This is a genomic window from Streptomyces sp. BA2, assembly GCF_009769735.1.
Classification (GTDB): domain Bacteria; phylum Actinomycetota; class Actinomycetes; order Streptomycetales; family Streptomycetaceae; genus Streptomyces.
This window is the reverse complement of sequence record NZ_WSRO01000002.1, coordinates 6320536-6337319: the sequence shown is the minus strand read 5'-3', so window position 1 is coordinate 6337319 and position 16784 is coordinate 6320536. Positions and strand designations below refer to the sequence as shown.

At 70.4% G+C, this 16784-nt stretch carries 14 protein-coding genes; 10 read left to right on the top strand and 4 right to left on the bottom strand.

Features of this window, described 5'->3' with window-relative positions:
* The first annotated feature begins 1 nt into the window (after position 1).
* Positions 2–808 (top strand): AIM24 family protein, encoded by an 807-nt coding sequence (locus E5671_RS31500; protein ID WP_160510526.1) that lies wholly within the window; start codon positions 2–4, stop codon positions 806–808.
* A 120-nt stretch (positions 809–928) separates the two neighbouring features.
* On the top strand, positions 929–1405 hold the full coding sequence (locus E5671_RS31495) for a MarR family winged helix-turn-helix transcriptional regulator (RefSeq protein WP_160507265.1): 477 nt from the start codon (positions 929–931) through the stop codon (positions 1403–1405).
* A 3-nt stretch (positions 1406–1408) separates the two neighbouring features.
* Here the strand turns inward: E5671_RS31495 and E5671_RS31490 are convergent, their stop codons facing one another.
* Both E5671_RS31490 and E5671_RS31485 read right to left on the bottom strand, forming a co-directional pair.
* The gene (locus E5671_RS31490) at positions 1409–2833 is read right to left on the bottom strand and encodes a sensor histidine kinase (RefSeq protein WP_160507264.1); all 1425 of its coding nucleotides are present in this window, start codon (positions 2831–2833) and stop codon (positions 1409–1411) included.
* On the bottom strand, positions 2830–3507 hold the full coding sequence (locus tag E5671_RS31485; protein WP_160507263.1) for a response regulator transcription factor: 678 nt from the start codon (positions 3505–3507) through the stop codon (positions 2830–2832). Before E5671_RS31485 ends, E5671_RS31490 begins: the two co-directional genes overlap by 4 nt.
* A 145-nt stretch (positions 3508–3652) precedes the next feature.
* On the opposite strand from E5671_RS31485, the gene E5671_RS31480 reads away from it, so the two are divergent.
* A complete protein-coding gene (locus E5671_RS31480; RefSeq protein WP_160507262.1) occupies positions 3653–4348 on the top strand; it encodes a PepSY domain-containing protein in 696 nt (231 codons plus the stop codon).
* 315 nt (positions 4349–4663) lie between these two features.
* Here E5671_RS31480 and meaB read toward each other — a convergent pair whose 3' ends face one another.
* Both meaB and E5671_RS31470 read right to left on the bottom strand, forming a co-directional pair.
* A complete protein-coding gene (gene meaB, locus E5671_RS31475; protein ID WP_160507261.1) occupies positions 4664–5620 on the bottom strand; it encodes a methylmalonyl Co-A mutase-associated GTPase MeaB in 957 nt (318 codons plus the stop codon).
* A 63-nt stretch (positions 5621–5683) separates the two neighbouring features.
* Positions 5684–6886, bottom strand: a complete 1203-nt coding sequence (locus E5671_RS31470) for an acetyl-CoA C-acetyltransferase (RefSeq protein ID WP_160507260.1) — start codon at positions 6884–6886, stop codon at positions 5684–5686.
* A 137-nt stretch (positions 6887–7023) separates the two neighbouring features.
* On the opposite strand from E5671_RS31470, the gene mce reads away from it, so the two are divergent.
* The 7 genes from mce to E5671_RS31435 all read left to right on the top strand — a co-directional run bounded on the left by mce (position 7024) and on the right by E5671_RS31435 (position 16697).
* Positions 7024–7464: a methylmalonyl-CoA epimerase gene (mce, locus tag E5671_RS31465; RefSeq protein ID WP_160507259.1), complete on the top strand. Its 441-nt coding sequence runs from the start codon at positions 7024–7026 to the stop codon at positions 7462–7464.
* Between the two features lie 266 nt (positions 7465–7730).
* Positions 7731–11615, top strand: coding sequence for a polarized growth protein Scy (scy, locus tag E5671_RS31460; protein WP_160507258.1), 3885 nt, complete (start codon positions 7731–7733; stop codon positions 11613–11615).
* 182 nt (positions 11616–11797) lie between these two features.
* The gene (locus E5671_RS31455) at positions 11798–12733 is read left to right on the top strand and encodes a cellulose-binding protein (protein ID WP_160507257.1); all 936 of its coding nucleotides are present in this window, start codon (positions 11798–11800) and stop codon (positions 12731–12733) included.
* Between the two features lie 109 nt (positions 12734–12842).
* Complete coding sequence (locus E5671_RS31450; protein ID WP_160507256.1) at positions 12843–13835, top strand: ABC transporter ATP-binding protein; 993 nt, start codon at positions 12843–12845, stop codon at positions 13833–13835.
* A gap of 3 nt (positions 13836–13838) precedes the next feature.
* Positions 13839–14609 (top strand): ABC transporter permease, encoded by a 771-nt coding sequence (locus E5671_RS31445; protein WP_160507255.1) that lies wholly within the window; start codon positions 13839–13841, stop codon positions 14607–14609.
* Positions 14610–14627: 18 nt separating this feature from the next.
* On the top strand, positions 14628–15425 hold the full coding sequence (locus E5671_RS31440; RefSeq protein ID WP_160507254.1) for a hypothetical protein: 798 nt from the start codon (positions 14628–14630) through the stop codon (positions 15423–15425).
* A gap of 111 nt (positions 15426–15536) precedes the next feature.
* Positions 15537–16697, top strand: coding sequence for an ABC transporter ATP-binding protein (locus E5671_RS31435; RefSeq protein ID WP_160507253.1), 1161 nt, complete (start codon positions 15537–15539; stop codon positions 16695–16697).
* Positions 16698–16784: the final 87 nt, after the last annotated feature.

Genomic DNA, 16784 nt, shown 5'->3' with positions numbered 1-16784 from the left:
AATGCCCGCGGGAGCGCCCGCGCCCCTCGACCCGATGACGCTGCCGAGCGACGACAGCGTGAACGCGTACACCTTCTGCGTGGAGCTCAAGGGGAGCCAGTGGTTCCTGCAGAAGGGGAAGATGATCGCCTACTACGGGACGATCGAGTTCAACGGCATCGGACACGGCCGTCTGGACCGCCTGGTGCGCACGAGTTTTCATTCGCCCCTGCACGCGAGCGACTGGGTGGTGGCCGACGGCCAGGGCAAGATGCTCCTCGCCGACCGGGCCTTCGACGTGAATTCGTACGACCTCGAAGACGGCAACCTGACCATTCGCTCGGGCAACCTCCTCGCTTTTCAGCCAACTCTCGCGCTGAAGCAATCCATCGTTCCGGGCTTTCTGACCCTGATCGGAACCGGAAAGTTCGTGGCCGCGTCGAACGGCCCCGTGGTGTTCATGGAGCCGCCGATCCGGGTCGATCCACAGGCCCTGGTGGGCTGGGCCGACTGCCCTTCGCCCTGCCATCACTACGACCATGGATATCTGACCGGAGTCATCGGCGGCGTACGGGCACTGACCGGGATCGGCGGAACCTCAGGCGAGGAGCACCAGTTCGAGTTCGTGGGGGCGGGGACGGTGCTCCTGCAGTCCTCGGAGGCGCTCATGGCCGAGCAGGCGACGGGCGCGGTGCCGCAGCAGGCCGGCGTGCCGGGCGGCCAGGGCGGCCAGGCCGCACCGGGCCAACGCAGTCAACACGGACAGCAGCCGGGGCAACCGCGCCTTCCCGGACAACTGGGGGACCTCCAGCGTCGCTTCGGCCTGTGAGCGGTAGTCTGCGGAGTGTGACGGCGAACGTCTGTGCCCCTCCGTCACCCGGGGGGTGAGAGGCGCGTGTCACACACCGACATTCGTTCACCTTTCAACTTCTTAGGTAGAATCGATTCCATGGAGACCGAGACGGCCCCGCAGTGGCTGACCAACGAGGAACAGTGCGCCTGGCGCACCCACGTGGAGGTCAACAGGATGCTGACATATCAGCTCGAGAAGGACCTCCAGCCGTTCAACCTGACCATGAACGACTACGACATCCTCGTGCATCTCTCCGAATCGGAGGAGAAGCGGATGCGTATGAGCGATCTCGCGGCCGCCACACTGCAGTCCAAGAGCCGCCTGTCCCACCAGATCACCCGCATGGAGAACGCGGGCCTGGTCCGCCGGGAGAACTGCGAGTCCGACCGGCGCGGGCTCTACACCGTCCTCACGGACGAGGGCATGGAGACCATGCAGCGGGTCGCCCCGCACCACGTGGCCTCGGTCCGCCAGCACTTCGTCGACCTGATCTCGCCCGAGGCGCTCGGCGAACTCCACAAGGCCCTGACCCCGATCGCGGAGCACCTCCGGGCCCAGCGGGGCAAGCCCTGATCCTCACCGCGTGGCGGCAGGGACCCTGAGCTCGAAGAGCGCTCCCCCACCGGGAGCCTCCCGGACCGTGAGGGTCCCGCCATGGCGTGCGGCGACATCGCGCGCGATGGCGAGGCCCAGACCCGCCCCGCCGTCATCCCTGGTGCGGGCGTCGTCGAGGCGGACGAAGCGCTCGAAGATCCGGTCGCGTTCACCCTCCGGCACGCCGTTTCCGTCGTCGGAGACCTCAAGAACCGCCCACGCCCCCTCGGGGCGGGTGGTGACGGTGACGTGCGAGCGCGCGTGGCGCTGCGCGTTGTTCACGAGGTTGCCGAGCACGCGCGCCAACTGGCTCCGGGAGCCGGTGACTTCGACGCTCTTCAGATCCATGCGGACGTCGACATGATCCCGCGTGCGCTGCGAGAGCTCCTCGCGCGCCAGGGCCGCCAGGTCCACGTGCCCACCGCCCGGCTTCTCGCCCGCGTCGAGCCGGGCGAGGAGCAGCAGGTCGGCGGCCAGCTCCTGAAGTCGTACGGTGTCCTCGACCGCACCGTCCACGTCCAGCAACTCCGGGTGGGCCACGCCCACTTCCAGCTGTGTGCGCAAGGAGGCGATGGGGCTGCGCAGTTCGTGCGAGGCGTCGGCGACGAAGCGGCGCTGACGTTCCACCGAGCTCTGCAGGGCGGCGAGCGTCTCGTTCGTGGTCGTGGCCAGGCGGGCGATCTCGTCGTGCGTGTCCGGCTCGGGCACGCGGCGCGCGAGATCCTCCGAGGCGGTGATCGCCGCCATCTCGGAGCGGATCGCGTCCACCGGGCGCAGGGCGCGCCGCGTCACCAGCCAGGTCACCAGGGCGATGACGGCCAGGAGCAGCGGGAAACCGATGAGCATGGACGTCAACGCCGTGGACACCGCGCTCTGTTGGGCGGCGAGCGAGGCGCCCGCGTAGACGGTGAAGTCGCCCTTGTCCTCGACGCTCACCTCGACCGCGGCGAAACGGTAGTCCGCCGTCTCGCCGTCGACGGTGGCGGTGCCGGAGGTGACCTTCGGCGGGTCATCGGAGACCTCCCCGGGTTCGGGGGCCTCGGTCTCACCGTCGTCTTCACCGTCACTCTTCGGGGGCGTGGACCCAGGACGGGGCTTCACGGCGTCGACTCCCGTGCCGCTGATGCTCTCCAGGTCCTCCGTGGCGGCGACGAGCCGTTCCTTGCCGTCGACGATCTGGACCGGACGCTCCTCGTCGTCCAGGTCCAGATCGCTGTACGGCTCGTTCGCGGCGAGCCGCGAGGCCACGCTTCGGGCCGTCGACTCCGCCTGACCGTTCGCCTGGTCGGTCAGGTTCGCCCGCAGCGAGAGCAGCACGGCGGCGCCCGCGGCGACCAGCGCGACGGCCACGACGAGGCTGGCGCCGAGGGTGGCACGGGCCCGTACGGAACTGAAGAAGCGCCTCATCGGGGGGCCTCCAGGCGGTAGCCGGCGCCGCGCACCGTCTTGATCAGGGGCGCGCCGAGCTTGCGCCGCAGCGCGCTGATGTACACCTCGACGATGTTCGGGTCCCCTTCGTAGGCGAAGTCCCAGACGTGGTCCAGGATGTCGCCCTTGGAGACGACCTCGCCCGCGCGCAGTACGAGCTGCTCAAGGACGGCGAACTCCTTGGCGGTGAGAGTCACTTCACTGTCCTCACCGCCCTCGCCGCGGAAGACGCGGCGGGCCGCGGTGTCGACCTTGAGGTCGCCGAGGGTGTGGACGGGGGACGGCCCCGCGTTGCCACGGCGGCGCAGGAGCGCCTTCACACGGGCAACGAGCACCACGTACGAGAAAGGCTTGGTGAGGTAGTCGTCGGCGCCCGTGTCGAGCCCTTCGGCCTCGTCGTACTCGCCGTCCTTGGCCGTGAGCATCAGGATCGGTACGTCGTGCCCAGCGGCCCGCAGGGTGGAGCAGACGCGGTAGCCGTTCATGCCGGGCAGCATGATGTCGAGGATGACCAGGTCGTACGTCCCCTCGCTCGCCCGGTGCAGTCCGTCGACGCCGTCGTGCACGACGTCCACGGCGTAGCCCTCGGCCGTCAGGCCCTTGGCGAGCGACAGGGCGAGCCGCTTTTCGTCCTCCACGATCAACAGGCGCATGCGTTCAGGGTCGCAGAGCGAACCTGAAGAGTTCTTCAGGCGGCTTCAGGCTGGCTTCAGGGTCGCTCAGCCAGATTGGTTCTTGTCGAAAGCGAACGGCAGCGGCTCACGGGCCGCACAGCCACCGTCTCGGGAGGAACCCCTTATGAAGCGCAACATCGTCATCGCCACCGTCGCAGCCCTGGCCCTGGCCGGGGGCGGTACGGCGACGGCGCTCGCTGCCTCCGGCGACGACGACTCGTCGGCCGCCGCCAAGAAGTCGAGCGTTCAGCTGAAGGACGACAACCGGGACAACGACCGTGACGACGACCGTGACGACGACCGGTACGACGACCGTGACGACGCCAAGGAGAACACCGCCGAGGTGAAGGCCGCCAAGGTGACGGCGGCCGACGCGATCGACGCGGCGCTGGCGAAGCACTCCGGTACCGCGGTCTCCGCCGAGCTCGACGACGAGGACGGCGGCCTGGTCTGGGACGTCGACCTGCTGAAGGGCGACGCGTGGACCAGCGTGCAGGTGGATCCCGGCACCGGCAAGGTGCTCGGCTCGCACACCGAGCAGGACGACGACGGCGATGCCAAGCGTGTGGCCGCGGCCCTGAAGGGTGCGTCCGTCAACGCCGCGGACGCGGCGAAGGCCGCCGGCGCCAAGGGCACGGTGACCTCCGTGGACCTGGACGACGACGGTACGGCCAAGGCCTGGGAGGCGGAGACCGCTTCCGGCAAGGGTGCGGAGTCCGACTGGAAGGTGGACCTGCAGTCGGGCAAGGTCTCCGCTGACAAGTCGGACAGCCACGATGACTCCGACGACAATGACTCGGACGACGGCTCGGACGACTGACCTCCCCCCCGTCCCCATACATCAGCGAGCCGCCCCGCAGGGATTTCCCTGCGGGGCGGCTCGCGTGGTGGGTGCGGGGCTCGCCCGGGCTTCCGGCTACAGCCTGAACCGCCGCTTCGCGGCGGATGCTTCCCGCCCACCCACCCATTACTCCGGGGTAATCGGGTGGGTGGGCGGGAAAGATTCGCCGCGAAGCGGCGGCCAGGGCGACCGCCGGTTCAGCCAAGCCCCGGAGCAGCGGAAGAAGCACCCGACCGCCGGTTCAGCCGAGCCCCCGGAGCAGCGAAGCACCCCGCAGCCACCGCAGAGGTCACCTCACCCCGAGGTCAAGCTCGCGATCAGTTCGTCCGCCGCCGCGTAAGGGTCCAGCTCCCCGGCAACGATCCGCTCCGCCAGAGCGGACAGCCGCGCGTCCCCGTGCAGATCCGCGATTCGCTCCCGCAAGGCCGTGACCGCGATCGTCTCGACCTCCCGCGCCGCCCTCGCCGCCCTCCGGTCCGCCAGGACCCCCCGCTCCTCCATCCACGCCCGGTGCTTCTCCAGGGCTTCGACTACCTCGTCGATCCCCTCGCCCCGTGCGGCCACCGTCTTCACGATGGGCGGGCGCCAGTCCCCCGCGGCGCGGGACTCCCCGAGCCCCAGCATGTGGTTCAGCTCGCGCGCGGTCGCGTCCGCGCCGTCCCGGTCCGCCTTGTTGACGACGTACACGTCACCGATCTCCAGGATTCCGGCCTTCGCCGCCTGGATACCGTCGCCCATCCCGGGGGCGAGGAGCACCACCGACGTGTCCGCCTGCGAGGCGATCTCCACCTCGGACTGGCCCACGCCGACCGTCTCGACCAACACGACGTCGCAGCCCGCCGCGTCCAGTACGCGGATCGCCTGCGGAGCCGACCATGCCAAGCCGCCCAGGTGGCCCCGCGTCGCCATGGAGCGGATGTAGACCCCGGGGTCGGACGCGTGCTCCGACATCCGGACCCGGTCGCCGAGCAGCGCACCCCCGGAGAAGGGGGACGAAGGGTCGACGGCCAGGACGCCGACCCGCTTGCCCGCCCTGCGGTAGGCGGACACGAGCGCCGACGTCGAAGTCGACTTGCCGACACCGGGAGATCCGGTGAGGCCCACCACGTACGCATGGCCCGCCAGCGGAGCCAGCGCCGCCATGACCTCGCGGAGCTGCGGTGACGCCCCCTCGACCAGTGAGATCAGCCGGGCCACGGCCCGTGGCCTGCCCTCGCGGGCCTGTGCCACCAGGGAGGGGACGTCCTGCATGTCAGACAGCTCCGTTCCAAGACGTTTGCGAGACGGGGAAGGCTTGCGCGCGCGAAGGGGGCGTCAGGCCTTCGCCACCTTCACGATCAGCGCGTCACCCTGCCCGCCGCCACCGCACAGCGCGGCCGCGCCCACGCCACCGCCACGCCGCTTCAGCTCAAGGGCGAGGTGAAGGACAACGCGTGCGCCGGACATCCCGATCGGGTGACCCAGGGCAATGGCACCGCCGTTGACGTTCACCTTTTCCGAGGACACCCCGAGGTCCTTCATTGACTGCACCGCGACCGCGGCGAACGCTTCGTTGATCTCGATCAGGTCGAGGTCGGCGACGTCCAGGCCCTCCTTCTTCAGGGCGTGCAGGATGGCGTTCGACGGCTGCGACTGGAGCGAGCTGTCCGGGCCCGCCACGTTGCCGTGCGCCCCGATCTCCGCGATCCAGTGCAGGCCGAGCTCCTCGGCCTTGGCCTTGGACATCACCACGACCGCCGCGGCGCCGTCGGAGATCTGCGAGGCCGTGCCCGCGGTGATCGTGCCGTCCTTGGCGAAGGCCGGGCGCAGCTTGCCGAGCGACTCGGCGGTCGTCTCGGCGCGGATGCCCTCGTCCTGGGAGAAGAGGACCGGTCCGCCCTTGCGCTGCGGGATCTCGACCGGGGTGATCTCGGCCTCGAAGATGCCGTTCTTCTGGGCGGCGGCGGCGCGCTGGTGCGAGGCGGCGGCGATCTCGTCCTGCTCGGGGCGCCCGATGCCGAGGCGGGTGTTGTGCTTCTCCGTGGACTCGCCCATGGCGACGTTGTCGAAGGAGTCGGTGAGGCCGTCGTACGCCATGGAGTCGATCATCTCGATGGCGCCGTACTTGACGCCCTCGCGCGACTTGGGCAGGACGTGCGGCGCGTTCGTCATCGACTCCTGGCCGCCGGCGACGACGATGTCGAACTCGCCCGCGCGGATCAGCTGGTCGGCGAGCGCGATCGCGTCGAGCCCGGAGAGGCACACCTTGTTGACGGTGAGCGCGGGGACGTTCATGGGGATGCCCGCCTTGACAGCGGCCTGGCGTGCCGGGATCTGCCCTGCCCCGGCGGTGAGCACCTGGCCCATGATCACGTACTGCACCTGGTCGCCGCCGATCCCGGCCCGGTCGAGCGCGGCCTTGATCGCGAAACCGCCCAGGTCGGCACCGGAGAAGGACTTCAGGGAGCCGAGCAGGCGGCCCATGGGCGTACGCGCGCCCGCGACGATCACTGAGGTGGTACCGGTCGTTCCAGACATGTGCCACGGCCCCTTGGGAGGAGGAGTTAATGAGGGTTTACTTGAATGTACTGAGCGGTACGCCGCCCGTCATCGGGCGCTAGGTGTGATCGCGCGCACGTTGCGTAATCACCGCCGGAAGGGCTGCACTTAAAAACATGCTGACGCGAATCGATCACATCGGGATCGCCTGTTTCGACCTCGACAAGACCGTCGAGTTCTACCGGGAGACATATGGCTTCACGGTGTTCCACACCGAGGTCAATGAGGAGCAGGGGGTGCGCGAGGCCATGCTCAAGATCAATGAGACGGGTGACGGCGGCGCTTCCTACCTGCAGCTCCTCGAACCCACTCGCGATGACTCCGCCGTGGGCAAGTGGCTCGCGAAGAACGGCGAGGGCGTGCACCACATCGCTTTCGGCACCGCGGACGTGGACGGCGACGCCGCGGCCATCAAGGACAAGGGCGTACGCGTCCTTTACGAGGAGCCCCGCATCGGGTCCATGGGATCCCGCATCACCTTCCTGCACCCCAAGGACTGTCACGGTGTGCTGACCGAACTCGTCACCTCGGCAGCTCAGGAGTCACCGGAGCACTGACCTCCGCATACTTGGGCCGGTAGGGTTGGGGTCGGCCGTCCGAAGTTCGGGCGGCCGGTCGTCCGTACGCTGGGCGGCCGCTTGCCGGGGTCCGGGTTTCGGGGGACGAGCGTCAGGGCAGCAGCCCAAGCTCTGCTGTTGATCTGACACCATTCCCCGTGGGCCCCGTTCGGCGGATGGACAGGGCTCGTACGAAACTTGCGATCAGAGTGGGGTCTCCCCTGCTCGAACGAAGTTGAGAGCTTGGGGAAGGATGGGACCGCGCAGTGCGGGGCTACGAACGCCAAGAGAGCTCGCGGGCTGAGACGGACCATCTTTCGCGGTTCGAGGCCGAGATGGACCGGCTGAAGACCGAGCGAGAGAAGGCTGTTCAGCACGCCGAAGACCTCGGCTACCAGGTCGAGGTGTTGCGCGCCAAGCTGCACGAGGCGCGCCGCAACCTCGCGTCCCGCCCTGCCTACGACGGCGCGGACATCGGTTACCAGGCCGAGCAGTTGCTCCGTAATGCCCAGATCCAGGCCGACCAGCTGCGCCAGGACGCCGAGCGGGAGCTGCGGGACGCCCGTGCGCAGACCCAGCGCATCCTCCAGGAGCACGCCGAGCAGCAGGCCAGGCTCCAGTCCGAGCTGCACTCCGAGGCGGTGTCACGCCGTCAGCAGCTCGACCAGGAGCTGTCCGAGCGCCGCCAGACCGTCGAGTCGCACGTCAACGAGAACGTGGCGTGGGCCGAGCAGCTGCGGGCGCGCACCGAACAGCAGGCGCGCCGCCTGCTCGACGAGTCGCGCGCCGAGGCCGACCAGGCTCTGGCCGCCGCCCGCGCGGAGGCCGAGCGCGTGGCCGAAGAGGCCCGCCAGCGCCTTTCGAGTGACGCCGAGTCCGCCCGCGCCGAGGCCGAGGCCATCCTGCGCCGGGCCCGCTCGGACGCCGAGCGCCTCCTGAACGCCGCGTCCACGCAGGCGCAGGAGGCCACCGATCACGCGGAGCAGCTGCGTTCCTCCACGGCCACGGAGTCCGAGCAGGCGCGCCGTCAGGCCACCGAGGCGAGCCGGGCCGCCGAGCAGCGCATGGCGGAGGCCGAGACGGCTCTGCGCGAGGCACGCGCCGAGGCGGACAAGGTCCTCGCCGAGGCGAAGGAGTCCGCGTCCAAGCAGCTCGCGGCCGCCGAGGGCGCCAACGAACAGCGCACGCGCACCGCCAAGGAGCAGGTCGCCCGTCTGGTGGGCGAGGCCACGAAGGAGGCCGAGGCCACCAAGTCCGAGGCCGAGCAGCTCGTCGCCGACGCCCGTGCCGAGGCCGAGCAGCTGATCAAGGAAGCCGCCGAGAAGGCGCGCACGATCACCGCCGAGGAGACCGCGGGCCAGCTCGCCAAGGCCGCCCGCACCGCGGAGGACGTACTCGACAAGGCGTCCAAGGACGCCAAGGAGACGACGAAGGCCGCCACCGAGGAGGCCGAGCGGATCCGCAGCGAGGCCGAGGCCGAGGCGGACCGGCTGCGCGCCGAGGCGCACGACATCGCCGAGGAGCTCAAGGGCACGGCGAAGGACGACACCAAGGAGTACCGCGCCAAGACCGTCGAGCTGCAGGAGGAGGCGCGCAGGCTGCGCGGCGAGGCCGAGCAGCTGCGGGCCGACGCGGTCACCGAGGGCGAGCGGATCCGTGGCGAGGCCCGGCGCGAGGCCGTCCAGCAGATCGAGGAGGCGGCCAAGTCCGCCGAGGAGCTGCTCGCCAAGGCGAAGGCCGACGCGGACGAGCTGCGGTCGGCGGCCACCGCCGACAGCGAGCGGATGCGCACCGAGGCCATCGAGCGCGCGACGACCCTGCGCAAGCAGGCCGAGGAGACCCTGGAGCGCACCCGCGCGGAGGCCGAGCGGCACCGCGAGGAGGCCGCCGAGCAGGCCGAGGCCACGAAGACCGAGGCCGAGGACGCCGCGCGGGCCCTGCACGAGGAGACCGAGCGGGCGATAGCGGCACGTCAGGCCGAGGCAGCCGACGAGCTGACGCGCCTGCACACGGAGGCCGAGGAGCGTCTCGCCTCCGCCGAGCAGGCGCTGACCGATGCCCGCGCCGAGGCCGAGCGCATCCGCAAAGAGGCCTCGGACGAGACGGACCGCCTCCGTTCGGAGTCCGCCGAGCGGGTCCGCACCCTTCAGGCGCAGGCCGAGACCGAGGCCGAGCGGCTGCGCACCGAGGCCGCGGCCGACGCGTCGCAGGCGCGCGCCGAGGGCGAGAACGTCGCCGTGCGGCTGCGTTCGGACGCCGCGGCCGAGGCCGAGCGGCTCAAGACGGAGGCCCAGGAGTCGGCCGACCGTCTGCGCTCGGAGGCCGCAGCCGCCGCCGAGCGCGTGGGCGCGGAGGCCGCCGAGGCGCTGTCCGCGGCCCAGGAGGAGGCCGCGAGGCGCCGCAGGGAGGCCGAGGAGACCCTCAGCTCCGCGCGCGCGGAGGCCGACCAGGAGCGCGAGCGGGCGCGCGAGCAGAGCGAGGAGCTCCTCGCGTCCGCCCGCAAGCGCGTCGAGGAGGCACAGGCCGAGGCCGTGCGCCTCGTCGAGGAGGCCGACCGCAGGGCGACCGAGATGGTCTCCAGCGCCGAACAGACCGCCCAGTCCGTACGGGATTCCGTGGCGGGCCTTCAGGAATCGGCGCAGGAGGAGATCGCGGGCCTGCGCAGCGCCGCCGAGCACGCGGCGCAGCGCACGAGGACCGAGGCGCAGGAGGAGGCGGACCGCGTCCGCGCCGACGCGTACGCCGAGCGGGAGCGCGCCACCGAGGACGCCACCCGCACCCGGCGCGAGGCGAACGAAGAGACCGAGGCCGCCAAGTCCCTTGCCGAGCGCACCGTTTCGGAGGCGATCGCGGAGGCCGAGCGGCTGCGCTCGGACGCCTCCGAGTATGCCCAGCGTTCGCGTACGGAAGCCTCGGACGCGATCGCGTCGGCCGAGCAGGACGCGTCCCGCACCCGTGCCGACGCCCGCGAGGACGCCAACCGCATCCGCAGCGACGCGGCGAGCCAGGCCGACCAGTTGATCGGCGAGGCGCGCAGCGAGGCCGAGCGGCTGCAGAACGAGACGGTCGCGGAGGCCGAGCGGCTCAAGGCCGAGACGAGCGCCGAGGCCGAGCGGGTGCGCTCGGAGTCGGTGGCCAAGGCCGAGAAGCTCATCTCGGACGCGTCGGGCGACGCCGAGCGGCTTCGCGCGGACGCCGCGGAGACGGTCGGCTCCGCCCAGCAGCACGCCGAGCGCATCCGGTCCGAGGCCGAGCGCGTCAAGGCGGAGGCGGCCGCCGAGGCCGAGCGGCTCACCTCGCAGGCGCGGGAGGAGGCCGAGCGGACCCAGGACGAGGCACGCCGGGCCGCCAACAAGAGCCGTTCCGAGGCGGCCGAGCAGGTCGACACGCTCATCACGGAGGCGGCGGCCGAGGCCGAGAAGCTGACGAGCGACGCCCAGGAGAAGGCGCTCAAGGCGACCACGGACGCCGAGGCGCAGGCCGACACGATGGTCGGCGCCGCCCGCACGGAGGCCGACCGCCTTGTCTCCGAGGCGCGCGTCGAGGGCAACTCCCTGGTGGAGAAGGCCCGTACGGACGCGGACGAACTGCTCGTCGGCGCCCGCAGGGACGCGACGGCGATAAGGGAGCGCTCCGAGGAGCAGCGCGACCGCCTCACCGCGGAGATCGAGGAGCTGCACGAGCGTGCGCGCCGCGAGTCCGCCGAGGCGATGAAGACGGCCGGTGAGCGCTGCGACGCCCTGGTGAAGGCCGCGGAGGAGCAGCGTGCCGAGGCCGAGGCGCAGGCCAAGGAGCTGGTGTCGGACGCGAGTTCCGAGGCCGGCAAGGTCCGCATCTCCGCGGTGAAGCGGGCCGAGGCGCTGCTCAAGGAGGCCGAGACGAAGGTGGCCGAGCTGGTGCGCGAGGCCGAGCGCGTCAAGGCGGAGGCGCAGGCCGAGGCCGAGCGGACGGTCGACGAGGGCAAACGCGAGCTCGAGGTTCTCGTCCGGCGCCGCGAGGACATCAACGCCGAGATCTCCCGTGTCCAGGACGTACTGGAGGCGTTGGAATCTTTTGAGGCTCCGCCGGTCCCCGGCCAGAAGGACGGTGGCGTCAAGGCCGGTGCGGCGGCGGGCTCAACTCGATCGGGTGGCAAGCCGTCCGAGGGCTAGCCAAAGAACATCTCGCGTGCTTTGTAAGGACCTTCGGCACTGTCGCTGGCAAGTGCTCCGGCGGTTAGCCACTCAAAAGGGGTGTCATTCTCCAGATCAAACGGGCATCTGCTCGATGACACGCCGCTTGGACCCCTAGGATTCCCCCTATCACCTCACCGGTCTCATTCGACAGGAACCCCATGAGCGACACTTCCCCCTACGGCTTCGAGCTTGTGCGGCGTGGGTACGACCGCGCTCAGGTGGACGAACGTATCTCCAAGCTCGTCTCCGACCGTGACAGCGCTCTTGCTCGTATCACTGCTCTGGAAAAGCGCATTGAGGAGCTGCACCTCGAGACGCAGAACGCGCAGGCGCAGGTAGCCGACGCCGAACCGTCGTACGCGGGCCTGGGTGCTCGCGTCGAGAAGATCCTCCGCCTCGCCGAGGAGGAGGCGAAGGACCTGCGCGAGGAGGCTCGTCGCGCAGCCGAGCAGCACCGCGAGCTCGCCGAGTCGGCGGCCCAGCAGGTGCGCAACGACGCCGAGTCGTTCGCGGCCGAGCGCAAGGCCAAGGCGGAGGACGAGGGCGTCCGGATCGTCGAGAAGGCCAAGGGCGAGGCGGGCGCGCTGCGCAGCGAGGCGCAGAAGGACGCTCAGCAGAAGCGCGAGGAGGCGGACGCCCTCTTCGAGGAGACCCGCGCCAAGGCCGCCCAGGCCGCGGCCGACTTCGAGACGAACCTCGCCAAGCGTCGCGAGCAGTCGGAGCGTGACCTGGCCTCGCGTCAGGCCAAGGCCGAGAAGCGCCTCGCGGAGATCGAGCACCGTGCGGAGCAGCTTCGTCTTGAGGCGGAGAAGCTGCGTACCGACGCTGAGCGTCGTGCGCGTCAGACGGTGGAGACGGCCCAGCGTCAGGCCGAAGACATCGTCGCGGACGCGAACGCCAAGGCGGACCGGATCCGGAGCGAGTCCGAGCGTGAGCTCGCGGCTCTGACGAACCGTCGGGACAGCATCAACGCTCAGCTCACCAACGTGCGCGAGATGCTGGCCACGCTCACCGGTGCGGCCGTCGCCGCGGCGGGTACGCCTGCCGAGGACGAGCCGGTCAGCCGCGGGGTGCCTGCTCAGCAGACGCGATAAGGCCGTTGGGACGCTGCGGACCGGTTGTCGCTGGTCGCGCAGTTCCCCGCGTCCTGACGGGGCCCTCTGCCAAGTGGCAGGGGGCTCTGTCCCGTTTTAGCGTGGCCGCATGATCGAGCTCGAGGGGCTGACCAAGCGGTACGGCGAGAAGCTGGCCGTCAACGACCTCACCTTCACCGTGCATCCGGGCATCGTCACCGGCTTCCTCGGGCCGAACGGCGCCGGCAAGTCCACGACGATGCGGATGATGCTCGGGCTCGACAACCCCACGGCGGGCGCCGCGCGGATCGACGGCAAGCGCTACGCCCAGCTGAAGGAGCCCCTCAAGTACATCGGCGCCCTGCTCGACGCGAAGGCCATGCACGGCGGGCGCAGCGCCTTCAACCATCTCCTCTGCCTCGCGCAGAGCAACGGCATCCCGCGCGCCCGCGTCCACGAGGTCCTGGACACCGTGGGCCTGACGCAGGTCGCCAGGAAGAAGGCCAAGGGCTTCTCGCTCGGCATGGGCCAGCGGCTCGGCATCGCGGGCGCGCTGCTCGGTGATCCCGAGATCCTGATGTTCGACGAGCCGGTCAACGGCCTCGACCCCGAAGGCATCCACTGGATCCGGAACCTGATGAAGTCCCTCGCCTCACAGGGCCGTACGGTCTTCGTCTCCTCCCACCTGATGAGTGAAATGGCGCTGACCGCCGACCACCTCGTCGTCATCGGGCAGGGCCGGCTCCTCGCCGACACGTCCATGGCGGACTTCATCCACCAGAACTCGCGCAGTTACGTCCGGCTGCGCTCCCCGCAGCGCGAGCGTCTCCTCGATGTGCTGCACCAGGAGGGCGTCACCGCCGTCGAGGCGGGCAACGGCACCCTCGAAGTCGACGGCACCCCCTCCGAGGACCTCGGTGAGCTCGCCGCCCGCCATCAGCTCGTACTCCATGAACTGAGCCCCCAGCGGGCCTCGCTCGAAGAGGCCTTCATGCAGCTCACCGCGGAGTCGGTGGAGTATCACGCGCACGCCGACCACGCGGGCCCCGGCGCCGCCCCGCCGCCACCCGTGCGGGCCGCGGGCTGGGGCGAGAGCTGGCAGCAGCCGAAGAAGGGGTCCTGAGCGATGGCCGCGACGCAGGTACTGAAGTCGGAGTGGACCAAGATCCGCTCGGTCTCGTCGACCGTGTGGACGCTGGGTCTCGCCGTGGTCGTCACGGTCGGGCTCGGCCTGCTGATCAGCATCCTGGCGAAGAACGACTACGACAGCCTCAACGCCCAGGACCGCAGGGTCTTCGACCCGACCTTCACCAGCTTCGCCGGGATGAGCCTCGGCCAGCTCGCGATGATCGTCTTCGGTGTGCTCGTCGTCTCGAACGAGTACAGCACCGGCATGATCCGCACCTCGCTCTCCGCTGTCCCGCAGCGCGCCACCTTCATGGCGAGCAAGGTCGCGATCGCCACGCTGCTCTGTCTGGTGGTGGGGCTGGTCACGAGCTTCATCGCGTTCTTCGTGGGGCAGGCGATGCTCGGCGAGCACAAGGCGCTGATCGGGGATCCCGGAGTGCTGCGCGCGGTGATCGGCGGAGGGCTCTACATGACGCTCATCGCGATGTTCTCGATGGGTGTCGCGACGATGCTGCGCAGTCCGATGCTGTCCCTTGGCATCCTGATGCCGTTCTTCTTCCTCATCTCCAGCATCCTGGGCAACGTGTCGGCGACGAAGAAGATCGGCCGCTTCCTCCCCGACCAGGCCGGCAGCAAGATCATGCAGGTGAAGACGCCACTGGACGACGACACCCCGTACGGGCCATGGGGCGGGCTCGGGATCATGGTGGTGTGGGTCGTGGTCGCGCTGATCGGCGGCTACGTACTTCTGAAGAAGCGGGACGCCTAGTCCCGCGGGGGGTGTGTGATGACGGAGGACCTGAGCCTTGCCGCGCTCGGCCTCGACGTCGTGCCCGCCCTGCACCCGCTGGCCTACCCGGGGCGGCCGGTCCTCGCGCCCTCCCTCCTGACCGGCGACGAGCTCCTTCCCCTCGGTGTACGTCCGCTGCCGCTCGGGCAGTGGCACGTGGCGGGGCAGCCGCTCGACGAGGCGCTGGGTGAGCGGGGCCTGACCCCCGTCAGCCGCCGCCATCCCGTCATCGCCGTCGGGTCGAACGCCTCGCCCGCTCAGGTCGCGTACAAGCTGATCCGGCGCGGCATCCCCGCCGTCGTGCCGATGGTCCCGGTGCGGGTGCGCGGCGTCGCCGTGGGCTGCTCGGCGCACGTCGGGCGGGCCGGTTATGTGGCGGCGGCCCCCTACCTCGATCCGGTGATCGAAACCTCCCTCGTCGTGAGCTGGCTCGATCAAGACCAGCTCCGGGCGGTCGACGAGACGGAGGTGCCCAACTACCGGCGGGTGCTGCTCCCGGGCGACGGCTTCGGCCTTGCCATGCCGTCCGGGCAGAAGCTCGACGACGCCGCCCTCTACGTCAGCTCGTACGGAGTCCTCGTCTATCCGGACACCGGGCTGCCCCGCCCCGGTGGCGGCGACCAGGCGGCGCTGCTCGCCTCGCTCATCGGGGGTTCGCCAGCGTTGCGCAGGCTGCTCGGGCCCGGCCCCGCCGACTGGGTGCGGAAGGCCGCCGCCGACCGAACGCTGCGTGAGCTCGGTACGCGTGCCTTCGCCGATGCGGGCTTGGCGCTGGCTCAGCCGGGCTTCCCGTGACGGGGAGAGTTTTTGCCCGCTCTTGGCTGGAACCGTCAGCTCCCCGTTATCCTCCTAACCCTTACGGGGGCGTGTGCCCCGACGTCCTGAACCATTCGATGGGTGCGGAGAATGATCGAGGCAGTCGGCCTGACAAAGCGCTATGGCGCCAAGACAGCCGTGTACAACCTTTCCTTTCAGGTGCGACCCGGCACGGTCACCGGCTTCCTGGGCCCGAACGGCTCCGGCAAGTCGACGACCATGCGCATGATCCTCGGGCTCGACCAACCCACCACGGGCCAGGTGACGATCGGCGGCTACCCGTACCGCAAGCTCCCCAACGCCCCCCGCCAGGTCGGCGCGCTGCTCGACGCCAAGGCGGTGCACGGCGGCAGGCACGCCCGCAACCACCTCCTGTGCCTCGCGCAGCTCTCCGGCATCCCGGCCCGCCGTGTCGACGAGGTGCTCGGCGTCGTGGGCCTCCAGGACGTGGCGAAGAAGCGCTCCAAGGGCTTCTCGCTGGGCATGGGCCAGCGACTCGGCATCGCCGCCGCGCTGCTCGGCGACCCGCAGGTGCTGCTCTTCGACGAGCCGGTCAACGGCCTCGACCCCGAGGGCATTCTCTGGGTCAGGAACCTGATGAAGTCCCTTGCCGCCGAGGGGCGCACGGTCTTCGTCTCCTCGCACCTGATGAGCGAGATGGCGCTCACCGCCGAGCACCTGATCGTGATCGGCCGCGGGCAGCTGCTCGCGGACATGAGTGTCAAGGACTTCATCTCGCACAACTCCGCCGACTTCGCCCGCGTGCGTACGCCGGAAGGCGATGTCCAGCAGCGCGAGAAGCTGTCGGCCGCGCTGAGCGAGGCGGGCGGCCAGGTCATGCCCGAGCAGGACGGCGCGCTGCGCGTGACCGGGCTTCCGCTCCCCCGCATCAGCGACCTCGCGCACAGCGCGGACGTCCGCGTGTGGGAGCTCTCCCCGCACCAGGCCTCGCTGGAAGAGGCGTACATGCGGATGACACAGGGCGCCGTCGACTACCGCTCGACCGTCGACCAGCGCGCGGGACTGCAGCAGCAGCTGCCGCCGGGCGCGATGCCGCAGCCGCCGATGCCGGTGCCCGGACAGGGCCAGCCCGGGTGGTACGCACCGCCGCCGCCCCAGCAGGGCGGCCAGCCGTTCGCGATGCCGCAGGGAGCCCCTCAGGGCCCTGCGCAGGGCGCCCCCAACCCTTACGCGGCCGCCGCCGCACCTGAGATGACCAAGAGCGCCAACGACAACGAGGATGCCCGATGACCACGCCTCCGACTCCGCAGCCGCAGGCGCAGCCCCAGCAGGCGTACGCACAGGCAGGCGCTCCCCCGCAGGGCGCCCCGATGCCGC